The organism is Tomitella gaofuii, from assembly GCF_014126825.1.
In the GTDB taxonomy this organism is placed as follows: domain Bacteria; phylum Actinomycetota; class Actinomycetes; order Mycobacteriales; family Mycobacteriaceae; genus Tomitella; species Tomitella gaofuii.
The window spans coordinates 865,422-890,075 of record NZ_CP059900.1 but is presented as its reverse complement, the minus strand read 5'-3'; the positions used below and the strand labels follow the sequence as shown (position 1 = coordinate 890,075).

The 24,654-nt window shown below is 67.9% G+C and carries 18 protein-coding genes and 1 pseudogene; all 19 read right to left on the bottom strand.

The genetic code is table 11. The features are described from left to right. Positions 1–83: 83 nt before the first annotated feature. The 19 genes and pseudogenes from H4F70_RS04145 to secE all read right to left on the bottom strand — a co-directional run bounded on the left by H4F70_RS04145 (position 84) and on the right by secE (position 24,651). The gene (locus H4F70_RS04145) at positions 84–4,064 is read right to left on the bottom strand and encodes a DNA-directed RNA polymerase subunit beta' (protein ID WP_182359129.1); all 3,981 of its coding nucleotides are present in this window, start codon (positions 4,062–4,064) and stop codon (positions 84–86) included. Between the two features lie 129 nt (positions 4,065–4,193). Beyond that, positions 4,194–7,685 (bottom strand): DNA-directed RNA polymerase subunit beta, encoded by a 3,492-nt coding sequence (rpoB, locus tag H4F70_RS04140; protein WP_182359128.1) that lies wholly within the window; start codon positions 7,683–7,685, stop codon positions 4,194–4,196. Between the two features lie 435 nt (positions 7,686–8,120). Beyond that, entirely contained in the window at positions 8,121–8,930 is an 810-nt protein-coding gene (locus H4F70_RS04135) for a hypothetical protein (RefSeq protein WP_182359127.1), read from the bottom strand. Between the two features lie 11 nt (positions 8,931–8,941). After that, complete coding sequence (locus H4F70_RS04130) at positions 8,942–9,670, bottom strand: hypothetical protein (protein WP_182359126.1); 729 nt, start codon at positions 9,668–9,670, stop codon at positions 8,942–8,944. Between the two features lie 222 nt (positions 9,671–9,892). Then, the gene (locus H4F70_RS04125; protein ID WP_182359125.1) at positions 9,893–11,140 is read right to left on the bottom strand and encodes an MCE family protein; all 1,248 of its coding nucleotides are present in this window, start codon (positions 11,138–11,140) and stop codon (positions 9,893–9,895) included. Further along, on the bottom strand, positions 11,140–12,456 hold the full coding sequence (locus tag H4F70_RS04120; RefSeq protein ID WP_182359124.1) for an MCE family protein: 1,317 nt from the start codon (positions 12,454–12,456) through the stop codon (positions 11,140–11,142). Before H4F70_RS04120 ends, H4F70_RS04125 begins: the two co-directional genes overlap by 1 nt. A 113-nt stretch (positions 12,457–12,569) precedes the next feature. Beyond that, on the bottom strand, positions 12,570–13,802 hold the full coding sequence (locus H4F70_RS04115; protein WP_182359123.1) for an MCE family protein: 1,233 nt from the start codon (positions 13,800–13,802) through the stop codon (positions 12,570–12,572). A 3-nt stretch (positions 13,803–13,805) separates the two neighbouring features. Then, on the bottom strand, positions 13,806–14,807 hold the full coding sequence (locus H4F70_RS04110; RefSeq protein ID WP_182349365.1) for an MCE family protein: 1,002 nt from the start codon (positions 14,805–14,807) through the stop codon (positions 13,806–13,808). After that, positions 14,804–15,874, bottom strand: a complete 1,071-nt coding sequence (locus tag H4F70_RS04105) for an MCE family protein (RefSeq protein WP_182360166.1) — start codon at positions 15,872–15,874, stop codon at positions 14,804–14,806. Before H4F70_RS04105 ends, H4F70_RS04110 begins: the two co-directional genes overlap by 4 nt. Positions 15,875–15,882: 8 nt before the next feature. After that, a pseudogene (locus H4F70_RS04095) lies at positions 15,883–17,201 on the bottom strand (MCE family protein). Positions 17,202–17,204: 3 nt separating this feature from the next. Beyond that, positions 17,205–18,062, bottom strand: coding sequence for an MlaE family ABC transporter permease (locus H4F70_RS04090; RefSeq protein ID WP_182359120.1), 858 nt, complete (start codon positions 18,060–18,062; stop codon positions 17,205–17,207). A gap of 6 nt (positions 18,063–18,068) precedes the next feature. Then, entirely contained in the window at positions 18,069–18,800 is a 732-nt protein-coding gene (locus H4F70_RS04085) for an MlaE family ABC transporter permease (protein ID WP_182360165.1), read from the bottom strand. Positions 18,801–18,886: 86 nt separating this feature from the next. Next, positions 18,887–20,017, bottom strand: a complete 1,131-nt coding sequence (locus tag H4F70_RS04080) for an ABC transporter ATP-binding protein (protein WP_182359119.1) — start codon at positions 20,015–20,017, stop codon at positions 18,887–18,889. A 457-nt stretch (positions 20,018–20,474) separates the two neighbouring features. Then, positions 20,475–20,864: a 50S ribosomal protein L7/L12 gene (gene rplL, locus H4F70_RS04075; protein WP_182349414.1), complete on the bottom strand. Its 390-nt coding sequence runs from the start codon at positions 20,862–20,864 to the stop codon at positions 20,475–20,477. Positions 20,865–20,969: 105 nt separating this feature from the next. After that, complete coding sequence (gene rplJ, locus H4F70_RS04070; RefSeq protein ID WP_182349415.1) at positions 20,970–21,503, bottom strand: 50S ribosomal protein L10; 534 nt, start codon at positions 21,501–21,503, stop codon at positions 20,970–20,972. 373 nt (positions 21,504–21,876) lie between these two features. Next, a complete protein-coding gene (gene rplA / locus H4F70_RS04065) occupies positions 21,877–22,590 on the bottom strand; it encodes a 50S ribosomal protein L1 (protein WP_182359118.1) in 714 nt (237 codons plus the stop codon). Between the two features lie 112 nt (positions 22,591–22,702). Next, positions 22,703–23,137, bottom strand: coding sequence for a 50S ribosomal protein L11 (rplK, locus tag H4F70_RS04060; RefSeq protein ID WP_182349417.1), 435 nt, complete (start codon positions 23,135–23,137; stop codon positions 22,703–22,705). 65 nt (positions 23,138–23,202) lie between these two features. Continuing rightward, complete coding sequence (gene nusG / locus H4F70_RS04055; protein WP_372497610.1) at positions 23,203–24,150, bottom strand: transcription termination/antitermination protein NusG; 948 nt, start codon at positions 24,148–24,150, stop codon at positions 23,203–23,205. A 171-nt stretch (positions 24,151–24,321) separates the two neighbouring features. Next, entirely contained in the window at positions 24,322–24,651 is a 330-nt protein-coding gene (gene secE / locus H4F70_RS04050) for a preprotein translocase subunit SecE (RefSeq protein ID WP_182359117.1), read from the bottom strand. Positions 24,652–24,654: the final 3 nt, after the last annotated feature.

The window sequence follows — 24,654 nt, the reverse complement described above, 5'->3', positions numbered from 1 at the left end:
GGCCGTCGCCGGACAGACCACGGCCCCCGGATCCAGTGCGGATCCGGGGGCCGTGTCCGTTGTCCTGCCGGAGGCGGGGCCTGCTAGCGGTAGTCGCCGGAGAACGGGAAGTCGTCCAGTGGCACCGCGGCACCGGTGGCGCTGCCGAAGCCGCCGTCCGGGCCGTAGAAGGCGTCGTCGTAGGCGGGCACCGCGTATGCGGCGGCGCGCGCCTCCTCCGTCGGCTGCACCTGGATGTTCCGGTACCGGTTGATGCCGGTGCCGGCCGGGATCAACTTGCCGATGATCACGTTCTCCTTGAGGCCCACGAGGCTGTCGCTGCGGCGGTTGATCGCCGCATCGGTCAGCACGCGCGTGGTCTCCTGGAACGAGGCCGCGGACAGCCACGAGTCGGTGGCCAGCGACGCCTTGGTGATGCCCATGAGCACCGGGCGCCCGGCGGACGGCTCCTGCCCCTCCTGCACGGCCCGCTTGTTGGCCGCGTCGAAGTCGGCGCGCTCGACCAGCGAGCCGGGCAGGAACTCCGTGGCACCGGAATCGATGATCGTCACGCGGCGCAGCATCTGCCGCACGATGACCTCGATGTGCTTGTCGTGGATCGACACGCCCTGGGCCCGGTAGACCTCCTGCACCTCGTTGACGAGGTGGACCTGGACGTCGCGGGGGCCCATGATGCGCAGCACCTCGTGCGGGTCGGCAGCGCCCTCGAGCAGCTGCTGGCCCACCTCCACGTGGTCTCCGTCCTGCAGGACCCGCTCGTACTGCTCGCCCTCGGGACGGTGCTTGGCCAGGCGCTGACGCTTGGACAGCTTGTCGTAGACCACTTCCTCGCCGCCGTCGTCGGGCGTGACGGTGATCGTGTAGAAGCGGTCGTCGTCCTCGATGCGCACCCGGCCCGACTGCTCGGAGATCGGCGCCTTGCCCTTGGGCACGCGCGCCTCGAAGAGCTCCTGCACGCGCGGCAGACCGCCGGTGATGTCGTCGCCACCGGCGCCACCCTGGTGGAAGGTGCGCATGGTCAGCTGCGTGCCCGGCTCACCGATCGACTGCGCCGCCACGATGCCCACGGCCTCGCCGATGTCCACCAGCTGTCCGGTGGCCATCGAACGGCCGTAGCACTTGGCGCACACACCCGTTCCGGTGGCGCAGGTCAGCACCGAGCGGACCTTCACCTTGGTGACGCCGGCGGCGAGCAGCTTCTCGATCGCCGGATCGCCCAGGTCGCTGTCCTTCGCCACGACCACGTTGCCCTCGGCGTCGAGGGCGTCGGAGGCCAGGGTGCGGGCGAACGCGGACGTCTCCACGTGCGCGTCGCGGACCAGGTTGCCCGTGGGCTCACCGGCCGCGTCCAGCTCGGGCTCGGCGATGGCGATCGTGATGCCGCGCGGCGTCGCACAATCGACCTCGCGCACGATGACGTCCTGCGAGACGTCGACCAGACGGCGGGTCAGGTAGCCCGAGTCGGCCGTGCGCAGCGCCGTGTCCGCCAGGCCCTTGCGGGCGCCGTGCGTGTTGATGAAGTACTCGAGCACGGTCAGTCCCTCGCGGAACGAGGACTTGATGGGGCGCGGGATGAACTCACCCTTGGGGTTGGTCACCAGCCCCTTCATGCCCGACAGCGAACGCACCTGCGTCATGTTGCCCGCCGCGCCCGACTTCACGATCATCGGGATCGGGTTGTCGTCGGGGTAGTTGGCCTCCATCGACTTGGCGACCTCTTCGGTGGCCTCCGACCAGATCTTCACCAGCTCGCTGTTGCGCTCCGACTCGCCGACCGCGCCACGCTGGTACAGCTTCTCGGTCTGGTCGGCGCGCTTCTCGTACGCCTCGAGGATCTCGGTCTTCTGCGGCGGCACGAGCACGTCGGACATGGCCACGGTGACGCCCGAGCGAGTCGCCCAGTAGAAGCCGGTGTCCTTGAGCTTGTCCACCGTCTGGGCGACGGTGATCATCGGGTACCGCTCCGCGAGGTCGTTGATGATCGCGGCCTGGCGCTTTTTCGGCATGACCTCGTCGATGAACGGGTAGTCCACCGGGAGCAGCTCATTGAACAGCACGCGGCCCAGAGTCGTCTCGGCCATCCAGGCGTCGCCGGGGGCCCAGCCGTCCGGGAACTGCTCGGCCTCGGTCTCCGCCGGGGGGCGCTGACGGCTCAGGCGCACGCGGATGCGCGCCTGCATCGCCAGGTCGCCCAGGTCGACGGCCATGATCGCCTCGGCGGGCGTCGAGTACACGCCCGTCGCCGCCTGGTCCGTCGCCGACGGGGTGTAGGCGCCCAGGGCGTCCTCCACCTCGCGGGTCAGGTGGTACAGACCGGTCACCATGTCGAGGCGCGGCATGGCCAGGGGGCGGCCGGACGCCGGCGACAGGATGTTGTTGCTCGACAGCATCAGGATGCGCGCCTCGGCCTGCGCCTCCGACGACAGCGGCACGTGCACGGCCATCTGGTCGCCGTCGAAGTCGGCGTTGAACGCCTCGCACACCAGCGGGTGCAGCTGGATGGCTTTGCCCTCGACCAGCTGCGGCTCGAAGGCCTGGATGCCGAGGCGGTGCAGCGTCGGTGCGCGGTTGAGCATGACCGGGTGCTCGTTGATGACCTCTTCGAGCACGTCCCACACCTGCGGGCGCTGACGCTCGACCATCCGCTTGGCCGACTTGATGTTCTGCGCGTGGTTGAGGTCGACCAGACGCTTCATGACGAACGGCTTGAACAGCTCGAGCGCCATGAGCTTCGGCAGACCGCACTGGTGCAGCTTGAGCTGCGGGCCCACGACGATCACGGAGCGGCCCGAGTAGTCGACGCGCTTGCCCAGCAGGTTCTGACGGAACCGGCCCTGCTTGCCCTTGAGCAGGTCCGACAGCGACTTGAGCGGGCGGTTGCCCGGGCCGGTGACGGGGCGGCCGCGCCGGCCGTTGTCGAACAGCGCGTCCACCGACTCCTGGAGCATCCGCTTCTCGTTGTTGACGATGATCTCGGGCGCGCCGAGGTCGATCAGCCTCTTGAGACGGTTGTTCCGGTTGATCACCCGGCGGTACAGGTCGTTGAGGTCGCTGGTGGCGAACCGGCCGCCGTCGAGCTGCACCATCGGGCGCAGCTCCGGCGGGATCACCGGCACGGCGTTGAGGACCATGCCGGCCGGGTCGTTGCCCGAGCTCTGGAACGCGGCGACGACCTTGAGTCGCTTGAGCGCGCGCAGCTTCTTCTGCCCCTTGCCGGAGCGGATGGTCTCGCGCAGGTTCTCGGCCTCGGCCTCGATGTCGAACGCCTCGACGAGCTTCTGAATCGCCTCGGCGCCCATCGTGCCCTCGAAGTACTCGCCGAAGCGGTCCTCGAGCTCCCGGTACAGGCTCTCGTCGACGATGAGGTCCTTCGGCGCCAGCTTGGTGAACGTCGTCCAGATCTCCTCGAGACGGTCCAGCTCGCGCTGCGCACGCTCGCGGATGTGCCGCATCTCGCGCTCGCCCGCGTCCTTGACCTTGCGCCGCGCGTCGGCCTTGGCGCCCTCGGCCTCGAGCTCGGCCAGGTCGGCTTCCAGCTTCTGGGCGCGCTCCTCGAGGTCGGCGTCGCGCTGGTCCTCGACGGCCTTGCGGTCCACCGTCATCTCCGCCTCGAGCGTCGACAGCTCGTTGTGGCGCAGCTCGTCGTCGACGGCCGTGATCACGTACGCCGCGAAGTAGATGATCTTCTCGAGGTCCTTCGGCGCCAGATCCAGCAGGTACCCGAGGCGGCTCGGCACGCCCTTGAAGTACCAGATGTGGGTGACCGGCGCGGCGAGCTCGATGTGCCCCATGCGCTCGCGACGCACCTTGGCGCGCGTGACCTCCACGCCGCAGCGCTCGCAGATGATGCCCTTGAAGCGGACGCGCTTGTACTTACCGCAGTAGCACTCCCAGTCCCGGGTGGGGCCGAAGATCTTCTCGCAGAACAGGCCGTCCTTCTCGGGCTTGAGCGTGCGGTAGTTGATGGTCTCCGGCTTCTTGACCTCGCCGAAGGACCAGTTGCGGATGTCCTCGGCGGTGGCGAGACCGATCCGGAGTTCGTCGAAGAAGTTGACGTCGAGCACGTAACTTCCTTTCCCCGCTTGCGGGATATGGACCCGTATACCGTGCGGTCGGGGTCCTGACTGCCAAAAAAGTTGAGTATCCGTTGCGCCCTCCCCCGGCCGGAGCGACTCCGGCCGGGAGGCGGGCACCTAGTTCACCAGGTCGTCCACCGTGGCCGATTCGTTCTTGGACAGGTTGATGCCCAGGTTCGCCGCGGCCCGCTCGAGGTCCTCGTCGTCGGAACTGCCCATTTCGATCGCCATGCCGTCGGAGGCGAGCACCTCGACGTTCAAGCACAGCGACTGCAGCTCCTTGAGCAGGACCTTGAACGACTCGGGGATGCCGGGCTCCGGGATGTTCTCACCCTTGACGATGGCCTCGTACACCTTCACGCGGCCCACCACGTCGTCCGACTTGATCGTCAGCAGCTCCTGCAGCGTGTAGGCGGCGCCGTAGGCCTGCATCGCCCAGCACTCCATCTCGCCGAAGCGCTGGCCGCCGAACTGCGCCTTACCGCCGAGCGGCTGCTGCGTGATCATCGAGTACGGCCCCGTGGAACGGGCGTGGATCTTGTCGTCCACCAGGTGGTGCAGCTTGATGATGTACATGTAGCCCACGGCCACCGGGTACGGGAACGGCTCGCCGGAGCGCCCGTCGAACAGGGTCGCCTTGCCGTCCGGGCCCACCATGCGCTCGCCGTCGCGGTTCTTGAGCGTGCACCCGAGCATGCCCTCGATCTCGGCCGGCTCCGCGCCGTCGAACACGGGGGTGGCGGTGATCGTGTCCGGACCCGCCTCGTACATCTCCTCCGGAAGCCGCTCGGCCCACTCGGGGTCGCCTTCGACCTTCCAGCCCGTCTTGGCGATCCAGCCCAGGTGGGTCTCCATGATCTGGCCGATGTTCATACGCCGCGGCACGCCGTGCGTATTGAGGATGATGTCGATCGGCGTGCCGTCCGGCAGGAACGGCATGTCCTCCTGCGGGAGGATCTTGCCGATGACGCCCTTGTTGCCGTGCCGGCCGGCCAGCTTGTCGCCGTCCTGGATCTTGCGCTTCTGCGCCACGTACACGCGCACGAGCTCGTTGACGCCGGGGGCCAGCTCGTCATCATCGTCGCGCGATACGACGCGGACACCGATGACCTTGCCGGACTCGCCGTGCGGCACCTTCAGCGAGGTGTCGCGGACCTCGCGCGCCTTCTCACCGAAGATCGCCCGCAGCAGACGCTCCTCCGGAGTCAGCTCGGTCTCGCCCTTCGGCGTGACCTTACCGACAAGCACGTCGCCGTCGCGCACCTCGGCGCCGATCCGGATGATGCCGCGCTCGTCGAGGTCCGCCAGGACCTCGTCGGAGACGTTGGGGATGTCCCGGGTGATCTCCTCCGCGCCGAGCTTGGTGTCACGCGCGTCGATCTCGTACTCCTCGATGTGGATCGAGGTGAGGACATCCTCCTCGACGATCCGCTGGGAGAGGATGATCGCGTCCTCGTAGTTGTGGCCCTCCCACGGCATGATCGCCACGAGCAGGTTCTTGCCCAGCGCCATCTCGCCCGTATCCGTGCACGGACCGTCCGCGAGGACCTGGCCGGCCTCCACGCGCATGCCCTCGTCCACGACGGGACGCTGGTTGGCGCACGTGCCCTGGTTGGAACGCTCGAACTTCTCGAGCCGGTGGGTGGCGCGGCTGCCGTCGTCCGCCATGACGGTGATGTAGTCGGCCGAGACCTCCTCGACCACGCCCGCCTTGGCCGCGACGATGACGTCGCCGGCGTCCACGGCCGCACGCAGCTCCATGCCGGTGCCCACCAGCGGCGCCTCGTTGCGCACCAGCGGCACGGCCTGACGCTGCATGTTCGCGCCCATCAGCGCGCGGTTCGCGTCGTCGTGCTCGAGGAACGGGATCATGGCCGTCGCGGCCGAGACCATCTGGCGCGGCGAAACGTCGACGTAGTCGATCTCCATCGGGCTGACGTACTCGACCTCGCCGCCCCGCTTGCGGACCAGGACGCGTTCATCGGTGAAGTTGCCGTCCGCGTCGGTGGTCGAGTTCGCCTGGGCGACGACGTGCCGGTCCTCTTCGTCCGCGGTGAGGTAGTCGACCTGGTCGGTCATCACGCCGTTGTCGACCCTGCGGTACGGCGTCTCGATGAACCCGAACGGGTTGACCCGCGCGTACACCGAAAGCGAGCCGATGAGGCCGATGTTCGGACCCTCCGGCGTCTCGATCGGGCACATGCGGCCGTAGTGCGACGGGTGGACGTCGCGCACCTCGAGGCTGGCGCGTTCACGCGACAGGCCGCCCGGGCCCAGCGCAGAGAGCCGTCGCTTGTGGGTCAGACCCGACAGCGGGTTGTTCTGATCCATGAACTGCGACAGCTGGGAGGTGCCGAAGAACTCCTTGATCGCCGCGACGACCGGACGGATGTTGATCAGCGTCTGCGGCGTGATCGCCTCGACGTCCTGGGTGGTCATGCGTTCGCGCACCACCCGCTCCATGCGGGACAGGCCCACGCGGATCTGGTTCTGGATCAATTCGCCGACCGTGCGCAGGCGACGGTTTCCGAAGTGGTCGATGTCGTCCACCTCGACCGGCACCTCGACGCCGTCGGGGGAGACCATGGAGGTCTCGCCGGCGTGCAGACGCACGAGGTACTCCACCGCCGTGACGATGTCCGACTCGGTGAGCACCAGCGGGTCGTCAGCACCGGCGGTGTTCAGGCCCAGCTTCTTGTTGATCTTGTAGCGGCCGACGCGGGCCAGGTCGTAGCGCTTCTCCTTGAAGAACAGGTTCTCCAGCAGCGCTTGCGCGCTCTCCTTCGTGGGCGGCTCGCCCGGGCGCAGCTTGCGATAGATGTCCAGCAGCGCCTCGTCGACACCGCCGGTGGCGTCCTTCTCCAGCGTGGACATCATGATCTCCGAGAAGCCGAACCGCTCGGTGATCATCTCGCTCGTCCAGCCGAGCGCCTTGAGCAGCACGGTCACCGGCTGGCGACGCTTGCGGTCGATGCGGACGCCCACGGTGTCGCGCTTGTCCACGTCGAACTCGAGCCACGCGCCGCGGCCCGGGATCACCTTGACGCTGTGCAGTTCCTTCTCGGTGGACTTGTCGATCGACTCGTCGAAGTACACGCCGGGGCTGCGCACCAACTGCGACACGACGACGCGCTCGGTGCCGTTGATGATGAACGTGCCCCTGTCGGTCATCATCGGGAAATCGCCCATGAAGACCGTCTGACTCTTGATCTCGCCGGTCTCGTTGTTGATGAACTCGGCGGTCACGAACAACGGGGCCGCGTAGGTGATGTCCTTCTCTTTGCACTCCTCGATGGAGGCCTTGACGTCCTCGAAGTGCGGTTCACTGAAGGAAAGCGACATGGTACCCGCGAAGTCCTCGATGGGCGAGAGCTCCGTGAGAATCTCCTCGAGCCCGCCCTGCCTCTGCGTGTCACCACGGGCGGTGACACGGTCGCGCCATGCCCCCGAACCGATCAGCCACTCGAATGAATCCGTCTGGATGTCCAGGAGCCCGGGCACCTCGATCGGCTCTTGGATCTTTGCGAACGAGATCCTCCTGGGGGCCCCGGGAATCGTCGATTCTTTCCTGGTCTGGCGGGAGACTGCCAAGATGCGTCCTTCCAGCACCTCACGCGCGCCACCCTCGAATCGGGCGGCCGCCGCTGTACCTGTTCTGCGGATTCTGCCGGATGCACTCCCGACAATTCCGCACCTTCAGGTGACCAGCGGCCTGATCCGTACTCACAGGGCCCGCACCGCGTTTCCGCACTGCAGTTCCGCAAGAGGACCAGGCGCCAGGACCCGCCGGAAGCGGCAAGTGGACAGGAGGCAGCCAGCGCAACGTCCAACGGTAGCGCAATCCCGCGGCGATGTCGAATCCGCTCACGACCACCGGACCCGTCGCGTCCGAGGAGACGCGACGGGCATCCGCCACCGGGCCCCGCGCCGGATTCGGCACCGGCGGGAGGATACGGCCTTCTGTTCCCGGATCAGGGTGACCGGTCCACGCCGCCACGTCAAGACTCGGCCCGGCGTTTCGCCTCCGCCGGCCTGGCCCGGTCCTCAGAGCAGGCGCATGTCCTTGGCCTTCCACTGGCCGTTGATCTTCTCCATCTGCACACGGAGCGGGGCGGCGTCCGAGATCTGCTGGGAGTCGCCGTTGGTCCCGGAACGCTCCATGATCACCACCGCCGTCGCTTCGTCGCCGTCGAGCTTCTCGATCCCGACGTTCCCCTCGCCGACGGTGGCCTTGATCGTGGTCTTCGCCTGGGTGATGATCTGGACGTTCTGATCGGCCGTCTTCTGATAGCTCGCCAGCATGTCCTTGTTGAGGAACTTCGCGAGCGAATCCTGGTAGGCGTCGAGGTCCTGGTACGAGTACGAGAAGACCCCCTGCACGATGTCGCGCGCGGCCTGCGCGGCCTGCGCCGTGGCGGACTGGTCGACGAACGCCGTACTGGCATCCGCCGGATAGGGCCCGTTGTGCTCGGCCCACTGCCACCCCGACAGCGCCGCGGCCAGGGTGAACACGACAGCGCCCGCCGCTGCGGTGATCATCGCGAGCCGCGTGCGGCGCGTGCGCTTCGGCGCCCCGCCCTTCGACCGCTCCGGCTGCGCACCGTCGTCCGCCGCAACGGCAGCGGTCTCCGCCTCCCCGGTCTCCTGCGCATCCCCGGACTTCTGCTCGTCGTCGACCGACTTCGCAGCATCCGACTTCGCACTGTCCGTCTGTGCACTGTCCGTCTGTGCACTGTCCGTCTGTGCACTGTCCGTCTGTGCACTGTCCGTCTTCGTCGTGTCCGACGACTCCGCGGCATCCGACTGCTGCACCGCGTCCGCCGACGGGTCGCCGGGCTTCTTGCCGAACCTCATCGAAAGCCTCCTCACGACCCTGCCGGGTTCTGCTGATCGGATCCCTGCGCCGGGCCGCCGCCCGTGCCTCCCGTGTCGTCCCCGCCGGGCGCGGGTGCGGGTGCGGGCGCGCCAGGATCGCCGGGAGCCGGTTGCGCGGGCACGTCCCCGGCCCCCGTGTTCTCGCCGCTCGCGTCTCCCACCCCGGCGAACCGCGTGTCGAAGTCCGACACCTTCCACGCGCCGTCCTGCTTGGTCAGCGTCATGCCGATCCCCTGCCGCAGCACCCGCTCCTGGCCGTCGGTGAGCGTCTGCGTGCGCACGACGAATGCGAGCGCCGAGGCGGTGTCCTTGTCATCGTCGAAGGACGTCAGCACCGCCGAGTTGAGATCCGTCCGCATCGACACGCCGGTCTCCTTGAGCGCCGCCGCCAGGTCGTCCCTGGCCGTGCCGGGGGCGAACTGCTGCGCGAGCTCGCCGGTGGTGACGTCGTACATCCCGTCGAGACTCTTGTCGATGTCGTCCATCGACACCGTCGTCAGGGCCACGGCGGCCCTGCCGGCCGCCTCTTGCGCCGCGTTGCGGTCGGCGGCGACGGTGTTCTCCGACGAACCGGATTGCACCGCGGCGACCGTCCACAGCGTCGCCATCACCACCGCCGCCACGAGCGCGGCTGAACACAATGCGACGGTCACGATCAGGCCCTTGTCGCGCGAGCGCTTTCCGCCGTCCGTCGAGGACGCAGCTTCGGTCACAGTCATCCAATCTGGTGTTTCGACTACTCCGGGTCCTCCCGGACGGCCCGGCGCACACGCCCGGGCCACGCGAGGCGGCGCGACGCGGGCCAGCCTGCCGCGCCCCGGCCCTCGGCCCCGGGCACCCCTGCAGGCTACGTGCCGCAACCGCGCAGCGCCCGTACCGGATCGCCGGCACGCGGCCGCGGCCGCGCGCCGACCCGCCGTGGGGTGACGTCGCGCCGATCCTCAGCGCGGCGTCACGCCCAGCAGCGCCGCCACCTGCGATGCGATCGGTCGCAGATAGAGCTTGTCCGGATCCTGCTTGGGCTTGTCGTCCCACGGCTGCACCGTGGTCGGATCCGCGTACTTGATCCGGTCCGAGCTCCGCACGCCCGTGGGGTTGCCGAGCGGCACGTCGCACGAGGCGTCGAGGTTCACCGGGAAATCGTCCGTGGTGTCGTCGAAGTCGGGGTTCTTCGCCTTCATCTCGGCGAGAATCTTCTGTGTGCCCTCGTAGCCGCGCGTGCACGCGACCGGATTGTTGGTCTCCAGCACGACGCCCATGTGGATCGTGTCGTCGCCGGGGGCGACGGTGGGCGACGCCGCGCCCAGCGCCGGCAACGCGGCCAGCAGGACGCGCAGTCCTTCCCACACGTCGTCGGCGACGCCGCTGATCACGTTGGCGCCCGCGAGCAGCGAGGCGATGTCGTCGCCGCTTCTGCCCACGAAGTCCCCGACCTCGTCGCTGGCATCCTTGGCCGTGCCGATGAGGCGCCGCACGTCCGGGTCGCTCGACTTGAGCTGCCGGGTGATGCGGTCCAGATCGGCGCTGTAGGACTGGATCGCCGAGGACTGGTCCGCCTGCGTGCCCAGCACGGTGACGCTGTCCGTGATCAGGTCCAGGGTCTGCGGCAGGTTCTTCGACGCCTCGTCGGTGAACGCGTTCACCGACTGCACCAGCGAGCGCAGGTCTTCTCCGCGCCCGTTGAACGCCTTGCCCAATTCGGTGAAGGTCGTCCTGAGCGCGTCCACCGGGACGGAATCCATGAGTCCCGACACGGACTGGAACAGATCCTCGATGGGGATCGGCGTGGAGGTGTGGTCCGCGGGGATGGTGTCCCCGCCGTCGAGGTACGGCCCGGCGTCGCTCACCGGTTGGAAGTCCACGTACTGCTCGCCGATGGCCGAACGGTTGGCCACGACGACGTGCGTGGATTCCGGGATCTTGGGACCGCCGTTCTCGAGCTCCAGGTCCACCTGGAGCCCGTCCGGCGTCAGCCTCATCTCGCCGACCCGGCCCACGGGGACCCCGCGGTAGGAGACCTCCGCATTGGGGAAGATCCCGCCGAAGTGGTTGAGGTTCATGTGCACGGTGTACCGGCCGACGCCGACGAGGTCGTCCAGGCGCGCGTACTTGCCGCCGACGTAGACGATGCCCAGCACGGCGATGACGAGGAACGCGACCAGTTGCACTTTCATCAGTCGGGACAGCATCAGTCGCCACCTCCCTGGCCGTCTGCCGGACCGCCCGCACCCGCCTGCTCATCCGGGGGCGGGGTGGCGACCTGGCCGATCTGCGGCAGCGCGTCGGCTGCGCGGTCCAACCCGTCCTGCACCGCCTGTGTTCCCTTCCGCACCGCCTCCGCCGCGTTGTCGACGACGCCGAGCGGCAGGCTCGCGGGGTTGCGCTGGAACGGCGGGGCGGTGTCCGCCAACGGCAGCAGCGTGACCGTGGGCCAGCCGCGCCGCGGACCGTTCCCGTTGATCCACGGGTTGCTCAGATCGACGGGCACCTGGTGCGCCCCGTACGGCTTGACGTACCGGGGATCCGGGCGTCCCACGCCGAGGTTTGCGAGCGTCTCGCCGATGCGCAGATCCGCCGACACCCACACGTTCGCGTAGCCGCCCTGGATCCCCTGCAGGATCTCGTCGGGAATCGGGAAGGTCGGCAGGATGGGCAGAGCACCCACCAGCGACGGGACGTTGTCGGCCAGCGCCTGGATCGTCGGCCGCATCGCGCGCAGGTCGCGCAGCACGTCCTCGCGCGTCGTCGTGATGACGTCGGTGCCGGCCTTGCCCAGGCGGTCGAGCTGATTGAGCAGCGCGACGAAGTCGGGGCGCTGCTCACTGAGGATCCGGACCCCCTCCGGAAGTTCCTCCAGGATGGCCTGGATCTGCTCGCGCTGGTTGCTGACCGTGCCCGTGAGCGTCTGCAGGCTGTCGAGCGCTTCGCTGATCGACTCCCGCTGATCGTTGACGCCCGCGACCAGGTCGGTGAACTGGCCGAGCAGGTCCCGGGTCTGCGACTCGCGACCGCCGATCGCCTTGTTCATCTCCTCGACGATCGGCTGGACCTGCGCCACGCCGCCGCCGTTGAGCAGCAGCGACAGCGCACCGAGGACCTCTTCGATCTGCACGCTGCGGCCGGTCCGCTGCAGCGGGATCTGCGCCCCGTCCTCGAGCGTGCCCGTCGGGGCGACGGTGGTCGGCGGGCTCAGGGCCACGAACTTCTCGCCCAGCAGGTTGGTCTGTTCGATCCGGGCGACCGTGTTGGCCGGCAGGCCGAGGTCTCCCTGGATCTCCAGCGTCAACCGCGCGGACCAGCCGTCCGGGGCGAGTTCGATCGTCTTGACCTGGCCGACGGCGATGCCGCCGACTTTGACCGCCGACTGCGGCACCAGCGACAGCACGTCCGCGAAGTCCGCGGTGATCGTCATCGGATGTTCGCCGGTGTCCGCACCGCCGGGCAGCGGCAGGCTGTAGACGCCGCCCGTTCCGCAGGCGCTCAGCACCATCGCCGCGCCGGCCATACAGGCCCCCACCGCCAACCGCCCACGGCCAGGGTCGCCCCTGCCCGGGCGCCCGTCCGCCTCCGGGCGCGGTCGCTTCTGCGACGCGAGCCCCGCGCTCCTATGCCACCGCATCAGTTGCCCCCCTCGAAGCGCGGCGACACGACGCCCGGCTCCGTGCCCGGCACCGGGGACCGCTGCAGGTTGTCGCCGCTGAGGATCCCGAACGGCAGGTTCAGCGTGGGTGTCTTGATACCCGCGGTGATCTTGTCTGCGATGGCCTTGCACTGGTCCATGACCGGCCGCATCTTCTTCTCCAGCGCCTCGTACTCGGGGATGCCCGGCCCCATCTTGCCCATGTTCAGCATCTGACAGCCGATCTCGTACAGCGGATCCTGCAGCATGGGGAAGCCCAGCCGCATCTGGATCGTGCCCGAGTCGGGGTCGTAGGCGTTGATGAAGTTGGCGATGGCGAGCGGCATCAGCGAGAGCGATTCCTTGAGCCCGTCACGGTGGCTCGCCACCGTCTGGGTGACCGATGCCAGCCCCTTGATGTTGCTCTCGAGCAGGTCCTTGTTGTCGTGGACGAAGCGGGCCACGTCGCCGAGCGCGTAGGACAGCTGCTTGATCGACTCGGCCATGTCGCCGCGTTCGCCGTCCAGGAAGTCGTTGAACTGCGCCATCTGCGAGTTGAACTTGCGCACCTGCGCGTCGTGCTCCGCGAGGGTGCTCGCGAAGGTCTGCAGGTTGCGGACGGTGGCGAAGATGTCCCCGCGCGAATCCGACAGCGTCCGTGCCGCATCGCTGAGCTTGGCGATCGTCTCGTTGATCGAGTCGCCGTTGCCGTCCAGGTTGGCGGCGGCGCTGTTGACGAAATCGGTCAGCGCCCCGTTCTTGTTCGCACCGTGCGGTCCCAGCGCCTCCGACACCTCTTGGATGCTCTTGTACATCTCGTCGATCTCGACGGGGGTGCGGGTGTGGTCGCGATCGAGAGTGGCGTTCTGCGGCAGCTTCGGGCCGCCTGAGTACGCCGGCGCCAACTGCACGTACCGGTCCGGCACCACGGAGGGCGTCACCTGCACGGCCGTGACCCCCGCGGGGATGTCCACATCGCCGTCGACGGTCATCACCACCTTGACGTCCGAGCCTTCGGGGTCGACCGAATCGACCTTGCCGACCTCCACGCCGAGGACCATCACCTTGGACCCGGCGTAGATGCCGACGGTCCGGTCGAAATACGCGGTGATGCGGGTGGGCTCGGCCCGGAAGAACACGAACCACACCGCGGTCCCCGCCACCGCCAGAAGCACCAGGAACACCGCGATGAGCGCGACGAGCTTGTTCGAAACGCGATTGAGCACAGCCATGCGTCAGTTCCCTCCCCCGCCGAGCTTGCGGACCGGTTCACGCGGAGACGGCACGTCGGGCAGCCCCGGCGGAACCACGTTTCCGACGATCGTGTCCCACCAGCGCCCGTTGCCGAGCGAGTTGTTGAACAGCCGATAGAACACCGGCGCCTGAACGAGTGCCTTGTCGATGTTGTCCTGGTTCTTCTGCAGCAGGTCCACGACCTGCTGCAGCTGGGTCAGCGCCGGGCCGATCTGCTCCTGGTTGTCGGCGACGAGGCCGCGCAGCTGGGTGGACAGGTCCTGCGTGCGCACCAGGAGCCGGTGGATGGCGTCCCGCCGCGCGTTGAACTCCTCGAGCAGGTCCGCCGAGTGCGCCAGGATCTGTTCGAACTCCTGGTTGCGGTCGGCGAGGATCTGGCTCGTCTGCTTCGTCGCGTCGAAGAGGTGCTGGATCTCCTGATCGCGCGAGGCGATGGTCTTCGAGAGCCGCGTGACCCCGTCGAGCGCGCTCTGCACGTGTTCGGGCGTGTTCGCGAACGCCTCCGAGAGCACCTGCATACTCTGCGCGAGCTGGGTGCTGTCGATCTCGCCCACGCTCTCCGCCGCATCCGAGAGCGCCTGGACCACGTCGTACGGGGAACTGGTCCGGGAGAGCGGAATCGTGACGTCCGGGTCGGCCCGCTCCGATCCGCGCGGGTCGAGCGCCAGGTACTTCGAGCCGAGCAGGGTCTTGATCTGGATGCTCGCCGTCGACTGGTCGCCGACCCACGTGTCGGTCACCCGGAATGCGACGAGGACCTTGTCGCCGTCGAGTTCGACGCCGGTCACCTGGCCGGCCTTGACCCCCGCCACGCGCACCTCATTGCCTTCTTTGAGGCCCGCGGCCTCCGCGAACTCGGCATGGTAGACAGGGCCGGCCCCGATGAACGGGAGCGACTTGAACGAGAACGACGCCACGGCCAGCAGCACCACCATGAGGATGCCGATGACGCCCGTCAGTATCGGATTGCGTCGGATGGTCACCGGTCACCTCCCGCATGGCAGCGCGGCGCCATGTTCGTATACAGCGCCTGATTGACAGCGGGCAGATTCGACACGCTCGACAGGTCGAGGTTGTCCGAGTGCCCGGGGCCCATCACGATGTCGAGGCCGCACAGATAGAACTGGAACCACGAGCCGTACATCGCCGTCCGGTTGAGCGCCTCGTATTTCTTCGGCAGCGTCTGCAGGACCTTGTCCACGTCGTCTTCCTGCGCGTTCAGCCCGGCCGCCAGCTGGTTGGTCCCGGAGATCAGCCCCTGGATCGACGGCCGCGCCGGCTCGATCAGGTCGGTCGTCGCATCCGTGAGGTCGGCCAGCGAGGAGACGGCGTCGCCGATCGCGTCCCTGTCCGCGGCGAGCCCGGCGACGAGGTTGCGGGTGTTGACGACCATCTGGTCGAGGCCCTCCGCGTGCTCGTTCACCGTGTCGAGCACCGCGTTGAGGTTGTCGATGACCTTGCCGATGACCGCGTCCTTGTCCGCGATCGTGTTGGTCAGCGTCGACGTGGTCGCGACCAGGTCGCCCACCGTCTGCCCCTGCCCCTGGAAGACCTGGATGATCGAGAACGCGAGCTTGTTGACGTCGTCGGGCTGCAGTGTCTGGAACAACGGCCGGAAGCCGTTGAACAGCTGCGTGAGGTTCAGCGCCGGGTGCGTCTGGTCGACGGGGATCGTCTCACCCGCCTCGAGCTTGCCCGCGCTCGGATCGTCGCCCTGGCTCACCGAGACGTACCGCTGGCCGATGAGGTTGCGGAACTTCAGGCTCACGACGCTGTCCGCCGGCAGCCCGCCGTCCCGGTTGACGGTGAATCCGACCTTCGCCTTGTCGCGGTCGACCACCTCGATGCTGGTCACCTGCCCCACCTTGACCCCGCCGATGCGGACGTCGTCGCCGCTGTTGAGCGAGGTGGCGTCGGTGAACAACGCGTAGTACTGCGTCCCGCTGCCGCCGCCGATATTGGCGATGGACACCGCGAGCACACCGGTCATCAGGATGGTGACAACGCCGAAGATGAGCAGCTTGATGATGGGCGCGGTGAGCCCGCGCAGTTGCCGCCTCACTTGAACACCACCTCGTTGCCGCGCAGCGACGGCGCCCCGATCACCGTCGTCCACCCCGGAATCGACGCCGCGTCCGCACCCGACGCCGCCGCATACACCTGCGCCAGCGCCTTCTGCTCCGACTGCGAACCCCGGTACTGCGACTCCGGCTCGGCCGCATACATCGGATCCGGCGGATACAGCGTCGGCGCCCCGCCCGTATTGATCACCGGCGGCTGATACGACCCGTCGTTGAGGGTGCCGTCCGGGATCGGATAGTTCTGCCCGGGCACCGCCTTCGGGTAGCACCGCGCCTTGCGCGTGTCGAACAGGCGCGGCTCGTCCTGGTCCGGCAGGTAGCGGCCGCGCGGGTTCACCAGCTCGAGCGTCACCCGGATCCCCGGGTTGGGCTCGTTGTAGCCGACGATCTTCTTGCCGCGCTCATGGATCTCGGCGAACGAGTCGAAGGTGCAGCCGAACGCCGGCGACGCGTCCGCGAAAACCTCCAACGGCCGCACCGACTGCGCCGACACCGCCACGAAATCCCCCCGCGTCCGATCAATCAGATCCGACGACGCCCGCGCCGTATCCGCCCCCGCCAGAAGAAGTTCATGGATCCGATCCTGCATCTGCACCACGGTCGTGTTCGTCGTCGCAGATTATCGAGCGCATCCACCAGATCCGGCGCCGCCGACTGATACGTCCGCGCGAACTCCGCGATCCCCCGGATATCCGCCTTCACATCCGGCAACCGGTCCACCACCTGATCGGTGATCTCATCGAGCTGCTCGATCCCCCGCCCGATCGCCTCCCCCTGCCCCTCGAGCATGTGATTGATCGCCGTCAACGTCACCGACAGATCCTGCGGCGGCACCGCCCGCAGAATCGGCAACACCGTATCGAGCATGTGCCCGATCTCCACTGCATTGCCCGACGCATCCTGATAGATCGTGTCCCCCTCCGACACATGCCCCTCGGCGCCCTTCGGAATCTGCAACGCCACATACCGCTCACCGAACAACGTCTTCGGCAACAGACGCGCCGTCGCCGACGGCGGCACCTGCTCCGCCAACGCCGGATCCAGATCCAGCCGCAGCACCACCTTGTCCCCGTGCGCCTGCGTCGACCCGACCGTGCCCATGATCACCCCCCGCGCCTTCACATCCGCACGCTCAGGCAACGCATTGCCCGCACTATCGGTGACCAGATAAATACTCGTATACGTCGAGAACGCCTTGTTGTACTGCAACACCGTCACCGCCACGAACCCGATGACCAACGCGAACAGCAGCACCCCGAGCAGTCTGCGGCGCAACGTCGAACCCTGGGAGTCCATGGGCTAGCCCCCCACTCTGACCGTCGTCGTGGTGCCCCAGATGGCGAGGCTCAGGAAGAAGTCGAGGACCGCGATGATCACGATCGCGGTGCGCACCGCCCGGCCCACCGCGACGCCGACGCCGGCGGGGCCGCCGGACGCGGAATAGCCGTAGTAGCAGTGGATGAGGATGAGGACGAAGGCGAATATGAGCACCTTGCCGAACGACCATAGGACGTCGATCGGCGAGAGGAAGAGATTGAAGTAATGGTCGTAGGAGCCCGGTGATTGACCGTTCATCCACGTGTTCACCTGTCGGGACGCCAGGTAGGACGCGAGGAGCCCCACGATGTAGAGCGGGATGACCGCGATGAATCCCGCGATGACGCGGGTGGACACGAGGAACGGCACGCTCGGTACGGCCATCACCTCGAGCGCGTCGATCTCCTCGGAGATCCGCATGGCACCGAGCTGCGCGGTGAAACCGCAACCGACCGTGGCGGAAAGGCCGAGCGCGGCGATCAGCGGGGCGAGCTCGCGCGTGTTGACATACGCCGAGAGGAAACCTGTGAGCACCGAGGCGCCGAGCTGGTCGAGGGAGGCGTACCCCGCCATGCCCACGACGACGCCCACGAACAGCGACATCATGAAGATGACGCCGACGGTGCCCGCGATGACGGCGAGACCGCCTGCTCCGAAGGACACCTCGGCCAGCAGACGCACCACCTCACGGCGGTATCGCGTCACCGTCCGGGGTATCCACACCAGCACCTGCCCGTAGAAGGACATCTGGTCGCCGGCACGGTCGAGCACGTCGACCGGAACGCGGGCCGCCCGCTTGGCACGCATCCCCAGCATGCTGCGTTCACGCGCGATCGTCATGGGCGCTCACGCTCCCTTCGGCGGAACGAGGGACAGGTACACGGCGGTGAGGATGATGTTCGCGAAGAACAGCAACAGGAAGGTGATGACGACGCCCTCGTTCACGGCATCGCCCACCCCCTTGGGGCCGCCCTTGGGGTTGAGGCCCTTGTAGGCCGCGACGACCGCGGCGATCAGACCGAACACGGCGGCCTTGATCTCACCGATCCACAGGTCCGGAAGCTGCGCGAGCGCCGAGAACGACGCCAGGTACGCGCCGGGCGTGCCGCCCTGCGCCACCACGTTGAAGAAGTAGCCGCCCGCCACGCCGACGACGCTGACCAACCCGTTGAGGAGCACGGCGACGAGCACCATCCCCAGCACGCGCGGCACCACCAGCCGCTGGATGGGATCGATACCGAGCACCCGCATCGCATCGATCTCCTCACGGATGGTCCGCGAACCGAGGTCCGCTGCCACCGCGGAACCCGCCGCGCCGGCCACCAGCAGCGCCACCACCAGCGGGCTCGCCTGCTGGATCACCGCCACCACGCTGGCCGCGCCGGTGAATGACTCCGCGCCGAGCTGCTTGATCAGCGATCCCGTCTGCAGCGACACCGTCGCGCCGAAGGGGATCGCCACCAGGATGGTCGGCAGGATCGTCACGGACGCGATGAACCACGCCTGCAGAATGAACTCGCGGAACTGGAACGGACGCTGCAACGCGGCCCGGCCGACGTCCACGAAGAGCTGGAACATCAGCCCTGCCTGGCGAAGTCCCCCCTCGACGCCGCGAACGGCTGCGTCGACGAACCGGTTCTCCCGGAAGCCGACGGCGGCGTCCGTCACGATCTGCCTTCAGCAGGGGGCCCTTGCGGGTCCGCCGACGCGAAGACCTCCGTATCGGGATCGGAGGCGCTGTGGGAAGGCGCGCGATGCGCCCCCTCCTGCTCCGATTCGTAACCGTAGTCCTCGCCGAACTCGTCCGGCCCGTACCGGCCCTCCAGGCTGGCGATGATGCCCTTCTGCGCGTCGGCGGGCAGCGTGTGCAGGATCTCGCGGACACGCGCCTGCCGTCGGCCCACCGCTTGACGCTCGGGCATGCCGGGGCTGGCCTCCATCTGGCGCACGATGCCGCGGACGTCCTCCTCCGGCGAGCCGTCGTGGTGGCCGGCGGCCTGCGCCGCCAGCTCGGCCGCCATCTGGGCGTCGTCCTTCTCCTCGGACATCCCGATGGGGCCGATCTTGCGTCCGTTGAGGAACTGCTCGACCACAGGCTCGTCGCTCGTCAGCAGCACCTCGCGGGGGCCGAACATCACCAGCTGCTTACGGAAGAGCATGCCGAGATTGTCCGGAACCGTACGGGCCAGGTTGATGTTGTGCGTCACGATGAGGACGGTGGCGTCGATCTGCGCGTTGATGTCGATGATCAACTGGCTCAGGTACGCGGTGCGGACGGGGTCGAGGCCCGAGTCCGGCTCGTCGCAGAGGATGATCTGCGGATCCAGCACCAGCGCGCGCGCCAGGCCAGCGCGCTTGCGCATGCCGCCGGAGATCTCGCCCGGGAGCTTGTTCTCCGCGCCGATGAGCCCGTTGAGGTCGAGCTTCTCCATGACGATCTTGCGGATCTCGGATTCGCTCTTCTTGGTGTGCTCCCGCAGGGGGAAGGCCACGTTGTCGAACAGATCCATCGAACCGAACAGTGCGCCATCCTGGAAGAGCACGCCGAACATCTGGCGGATCTCGTAGAGCTCCTTGGACGAGCACTGCAGGATGTCCGTGCCGTCGATGACGATCGATCCCTGCTCGGGGCGCAGGAGCCCGATCAGGGACTTCAGGAAGACGGACTTGCCCGTACCCGAAGGCCCCAGCAGCGCGCTGACCTCACCCGCGGGGAGCGTCAACGACACGTCCTGCCAAATGTTCTGTGAACCGAAAGACTTGGTGAGTCCCTCGACCGCGACCTCGACTCCCACGACACCTCCCACGAATGTTCACCACACCATCCCTGATGTGGTTCGCGTCACCTTATCCCATAGGTCATCCCCGCCGTCCACCGGGCTACTGACGGGTCAGTAGGCGATGGGGGAAGAGATCCTCCGTTCGCCACCATGTCCTGTCGCACGCGCCGCCCGCGGGCCCACCCCGCGTGGCGCCGAAGGACCGGCCGGCCCCGTCGGTGCCCCGACACCGCCTACGGGGAGTGCTGGACCTCGGCCCGGACAGGATGTATTCCACCACACATCACACCGCGGGGCCCACTTCCCGGTCACAGAGAGAGCGACTCTGCGCCTCCCTCCGCGCCGCCGCAGCGACATCCTGCGCGGCAAAAGCAAAGGTGGACCACCCCGTGGGGTGGTCCACCTTCATGCATGCAAACCGATACGAATTCGTGACCTTCCGTACCGGGCACCGGCCGTGCGGCCCGCAGTCCTACTTGACGGTGACCTTGGCGCCGGCCTCTTCGAACTTGGCCTTCGCCGCGTCGGCGGCCTCCTTGTCGACCTTCTCCAGGATCGCCTTGGGGGCGCTCTCGACGAGGTCCTTGGCCTCCTTCAGGCCCAGCCCGGAGACGACCTCGCGGACGACCTTGATGACCTGGATCTTCTTGTCGCCAGCCGACTCGAGCACGACGTCGAACTCGTCCTGCTCGGCGGCGGCGTCATCCCCGCCGGCCGGGGCGGCACCCGGGGCTGCGACGGCGACCGGGGCGGCCGCGGTGACCTCGAAGGTCTCCTCGAAGGCCTTCACGAACTCGGAGAGCTCGAGGAGGGTGAGCTCCTTGAAAGCGTCGAGCAGTTCTTCAGTGCTGAGCTTCGCCATGGTGGCGGTCCTTCCTGTCAGTCTGGTCCCCACCCGCCGCGTGTCGGACGAGGTGGGGTGCGCACGCGCGTGCGCATCGGTGTGTACGTGGCCCGCGTGCGCGGATCACGCGGCGGCGTCGCCCTCCGCGGCCTTCTTGTCCTGCAGCGCCGCACCCAGGCGCGCAACCTGGGAGGCCGGGGCGTTGAACAGCCCGGCGGCCTTGGTGAGGTTGCCCTTCATCGCGCCTGCGAGCTTCGCCAGCAGGACGTCGCGCGATTCGAGATCAGCGAACTTCTCGACCTCATCCACGCTCAGCGTGGCGCCGTCGAGGTAGCCCCCCTTGATGACCAGCGACTTGTGGTCCTTGGAGAACTTCTTGATCGCCTTGGCCGCGTCCACGGCCTCTCCCCTGACGAAGGCAATCGCCGTGGGACCGACGAACAGGTCGTCCAGCCCCTCGACACCGGCCTCCGCCGCAGCACGCTTGACCAGCGTGTTCTTGGCGATCGAGTAGGTGACGTCCGAACCGAGTGCGCGACGCAGCTCCATCAGTGCGGGGACCGAGAGTCCACGGTATTCCGTCACGACGGCCGCGTGCGATTCCCGGAAACGTTCGGCGATCTCCGCAACCGCGGTGACCTTCTCCGGCTTGGCCATGCTTCGCCTCCTTTCTTGCACTCGTGTGCCCGGAGACGACTGACGCCCCGGCGCAGGGCGCACGGGGCGTGTGAGGGGAACCGCGTCGGGGCACCCGAAGGCGCCCGTGCATTCCCCAACCTCGTTCTCCTGCGTGGGCCGCCGGGTCGCTCCCGGACCTTCGTCCGCCTGCGCGAAGCAGACGGTGTCCAACGGTCTTCGGTAGAACTTCGATCGAGTCGAACTTCTGCGAGAAGACTACCCGACGCCGACGAAGCGCACCACACCACCCCCTGCCGGTGTCAACGCAGAGGGCCGGCCGCCCCGTGGGGAGCGGCCGGCCCTCGTGCCGGTCGGCGGTCGGCGATCCCGCCGCTGAGCCTTGTGCGTACCTCTACTCGCTGTCGTCGAGAAGCCGCGTGGTGCGCGTCGGGTCCACCGGGATGCCCGGTCCGGTGGTCGTCGCGATCGTGACCTTCTTGATGTAGCGCCCCTTCGCCGAGGACGGCTTGACCCGCAGCACCTCATCGATGGCGGCACCGTAGTTCTCCACGAGCTGGTTCGGCTCGAAGGACGCCTTGCCGATCACGACGTGCAGGTTCGCCTGCTTGTCCACGCGGAAGTTGATCTTGCCGCCCTTGATGTCGGCCACGGCCTTCGCGACGTCGTTGGTCACCGTACCGGTCTTGGGGTTCGGCATCAGGCCGCGCGGGCCCAGGACGCGCGCAATGCGGCCGACCTTCGCCATCTGGTCGGGCGTGGCGATCGCCGCGTCGAAGTCGAGCCAGCCGCCCTGGATGCGCTCGATGAGATCCTCGGCGCCGACCGCGTCGGCGCCGGCCTCCTCGGCCTCAGTGGCCTTCGCGCCCGCCGCGAAGACGATGACGCGGGCGGTCTTGCCCGTGCCGTGCGGGAGGTTGACGGTGCCGCGCACCATCTGGTCCGCCTTGCGGGGGTCCACGCCGAGCCGCATCGCGACCTCCACCGTCGCGTCCATCTTCGACGAGGAGGTCTCCTTGGCCAGTCCGACGGCCTGAAGGGGGGTGTAGAGGTTCGCCGCGTCGATCTTCTCCGCCGCGGCGAGGTACGCCTTGCTGCGCTTTGCCATGAGTGTGCTGTCCTTTGAGGTCAGTCGTGGTGACGGGCCTGGCCGGCCCTCCCACGGTTCCGGTATCGAACGGGGATCGCGTCCCCCGGGGCGCACGGCCGCCGGGAACGGGTCAGCCCTTCACCTCGATACCCATGGAACGGGCGGTGCCGGCGATGGTCTTCGCGGCGGCATCGATGTCGTTGGAGTTGAGGTCCGGCTCCTTGGTCTTGGCGATCTCCTTGACCTGGTCCATGGTGACCGAACCGACTTTGTTCTTGTGCGGCTCGCCGGAACCCTTGGCCACGTTGGCCGCCTTGAGCAGCAGCTTCGCCGCCGGAGGCGTCTTCAACTTGAAGTCGAAGGAGCGGTCCTCGTAGACGGAGATCTCCACCGGCACCACATTGCCGCGCTGCGATTCCGTCGCGGCGTTGTAGGCCTTGCAGAACTCCATGATGTTGACGCCGTGCTGACCGAGCGCCGGACCGACGGGCGGGGCCGGGTTGGCCTGGCCTGCCTGGATCTGGAGCTTGATGAGCCCAGCGAGCTTCTTCTTCTTGGGGGGCATCTTTCGTTTCCTATCACTGCCCCCGGCTTGCGGCCGGGGCTGTCATCGATGCGTGAAGGGCCCGGTCAGATCTTCGAGACCTGCCCGAAGTTCAGTTCCACCGGCGTCTCACGACCGAAGATGGACACCAGGACCTTCAGCTTCTGCTGTTCGACGTTGACCTCGCTGATGCTGGCGGGCAGCGTCGCGAAGGCCCCGTCCATGATCGTCACGGACTCGCCGATCTCGAAATCGACCTCGACGGCCGGCCTCGCGGCCGACTCGCCGGCGGCCGACGCCGACACCTTGCCTGCCCCGGACTTCTTCTTCTCGCCCTGGGGCAGCAGGAACTTGACGACGTCCTTCAGGCTCAACGGGGACGGCTTCGAGGTGGCGCCCACGAAGCCGGTCACGCCGGGGGTGTTGCGCACGGCGCCCCACGACTCGTCGTTGAGTTCCATCCGGACGAGGATGTAGCCGGGCAGGATCTTCCGGTTGACCTGCTTGGGCTGGCCGTTCTTGATCTCGGTGACCTGCTCGGTGGGAACCTCCACCTGGAAGATGTAGTCGCCCACATCGAGGTTCTGCACGCGAGTCTCGAGGTTGGTCTTCACCTTGTTCTCGTAGCCCGCGTAGGAATGGATGACGTACCAGTCGCCCTCGAGGCGGCGCAGCTCCCTGCGCAGCTCGCGCTCCGGGTCGATCTGCGGCTCCTCGCCGCCGTCCTCCGCGGTGCCGGTCTCCGCAGCGCCGTCCTCTGCGGTGTCGGTCTCCGCAGCGCCGGTCTCCGTGGTGTCGACGACGACGTCCCCGGTCACCTCGTCCTCCCCCGCGGCCACGGCCTGCTCGTCCGCGGGGGCCGCGGCGGCGGTGCCGTCCGAGAACAGCGAGGCGGCCTCGCCGGGCGCCGAGGCGCTGTCGTCGGTATCAGGAGCACCCGGCGCGTCGACCTCCGCGGCCGCCGTTGCATCGTCGGCCGGCACGCCGGGAAGTTCGACGTCCGACTGCTCGGCATCGCTTTCGTGGGTGCTCACTGGGCACTCGCTTTCTTTCAGTCTCGTCACCTGCGTTCTGAAGGGCGGGCGCGATTCCGCCCCGCCCGACGCTGTCAGCGACCTGCTCTGATCCGCCGGCGCGTCCACATCCTCGCCCAGGACGCCCCGCCCCACCGTACCGGTGGATCCTCTCCGCCGAACACTACTGATTCAGCCGAACACCACGGATACGGCCTTGCCGAAGCCGATGTCGAGTCCGGTGGTGAGTCCGATCAGGGCCACGATGAACACCAGGACGACGACCGTGTAGGTGAACCATTCCTGCTTGGTCGGCCAGATGACCTTCTTCATCTCCGCGACGACTTCACGCAGGAACCGGAGCATCAGGGAGAACGGATTACGGCTGCCCCGCGACTCGCCCCCCTCTGAGGCCGGCCTTTTGCGGACCTTGGGACGTGGCACGGTGGTGACGGCATCGGCACGGCCGCGTTTCCCGGTAGGCCGAGCGCCGCCGGAAGCCATGTCCTGCTCGTCGCTCACCGC

Excerpts from the sequence above, each read along its gene's own strand:
- H4F70_RS04135 (WP_182359127.1), bottom strand. The coding sequence starts at position 8,930 with ATGAGGTTCGGCAAGAAGCCCGGCGACCCGTCGGCGGACGCGGTGCAG.
- H4F70_RS04130 (WP_182359126.1), bottom strand. The coding sequence starts at position 9,670 with ATGACTGTGACCGAAGCTGCGTCCTCGACGGACGGCGGAAAGCGCTCG.
- H4F70_RS04125 (WP_182359125.1), bottom strand. The coding sequence starts at position 11,140 with ATGCTGTCCCGACTGATGAAAGTGCAACTGGTCGCGTTCCTCGTCATC.
- H4F70_RS04120 (WP_182359124.1), bottom strand. The coding sequence starts at position 12,456 with ATGGCCGGCGCGGCGATGGTGCTGAGCGCCTGCGGAACGGGCGGCGTC.
- H4F70_RS04115 (WP_182359123.1), bottom strand. The coding sequence starts at position 13,802 with ATGGCTGTGCTCAATCGCGTTTCGAACAAGCTCGTCGCGCTCATCGCG.
- H4F70_RS04090 (WP_182359120.1), bottom strand. The coding sequence starts at position 18,062 with ATGACGATCGCGCGTGAACGCAGCATGCTGGGGATGCGTGCCAAGCGG.
- H4F70_RS04085 (WP_182360165.1), bottom strand. The coding sequence starts at position 18,800 with ATGTTCCAGCTCTTCGTGGACGTCGGCCGGGCCGCGTTGCAGCGTCCG.
- rplL (WP_182349414.1), bottom strand. The coding sequence starts at position 20,864 with ATGGCGAAGCTCAGCACTGAAGAACTGCTCGACGCTTTCAAGGAGCTC.
- rplJ (WP_182349415.1), bottom strand. The coding sequence starts at position 21,503 with ATGGCCAAGCCGGAGAAGGTCACCGCGGTTGCGGAGATCGCCGAACGT.
- rplA (WP_182359118.1), bottom strand. The coding sequence starts at position 22,590 with ATGGCAAAGCGCAGCAAGGCGTACCTCGCCGCGGCGGAGAAGATCGAC.
- rplK (WP_182349417.1), bottom strand. The coding sequence starts at position 23,137 with ATGCCCCCCAAGAAGAAGAAGCTCGCTGGGCTCATCAAGCTCCAGATC.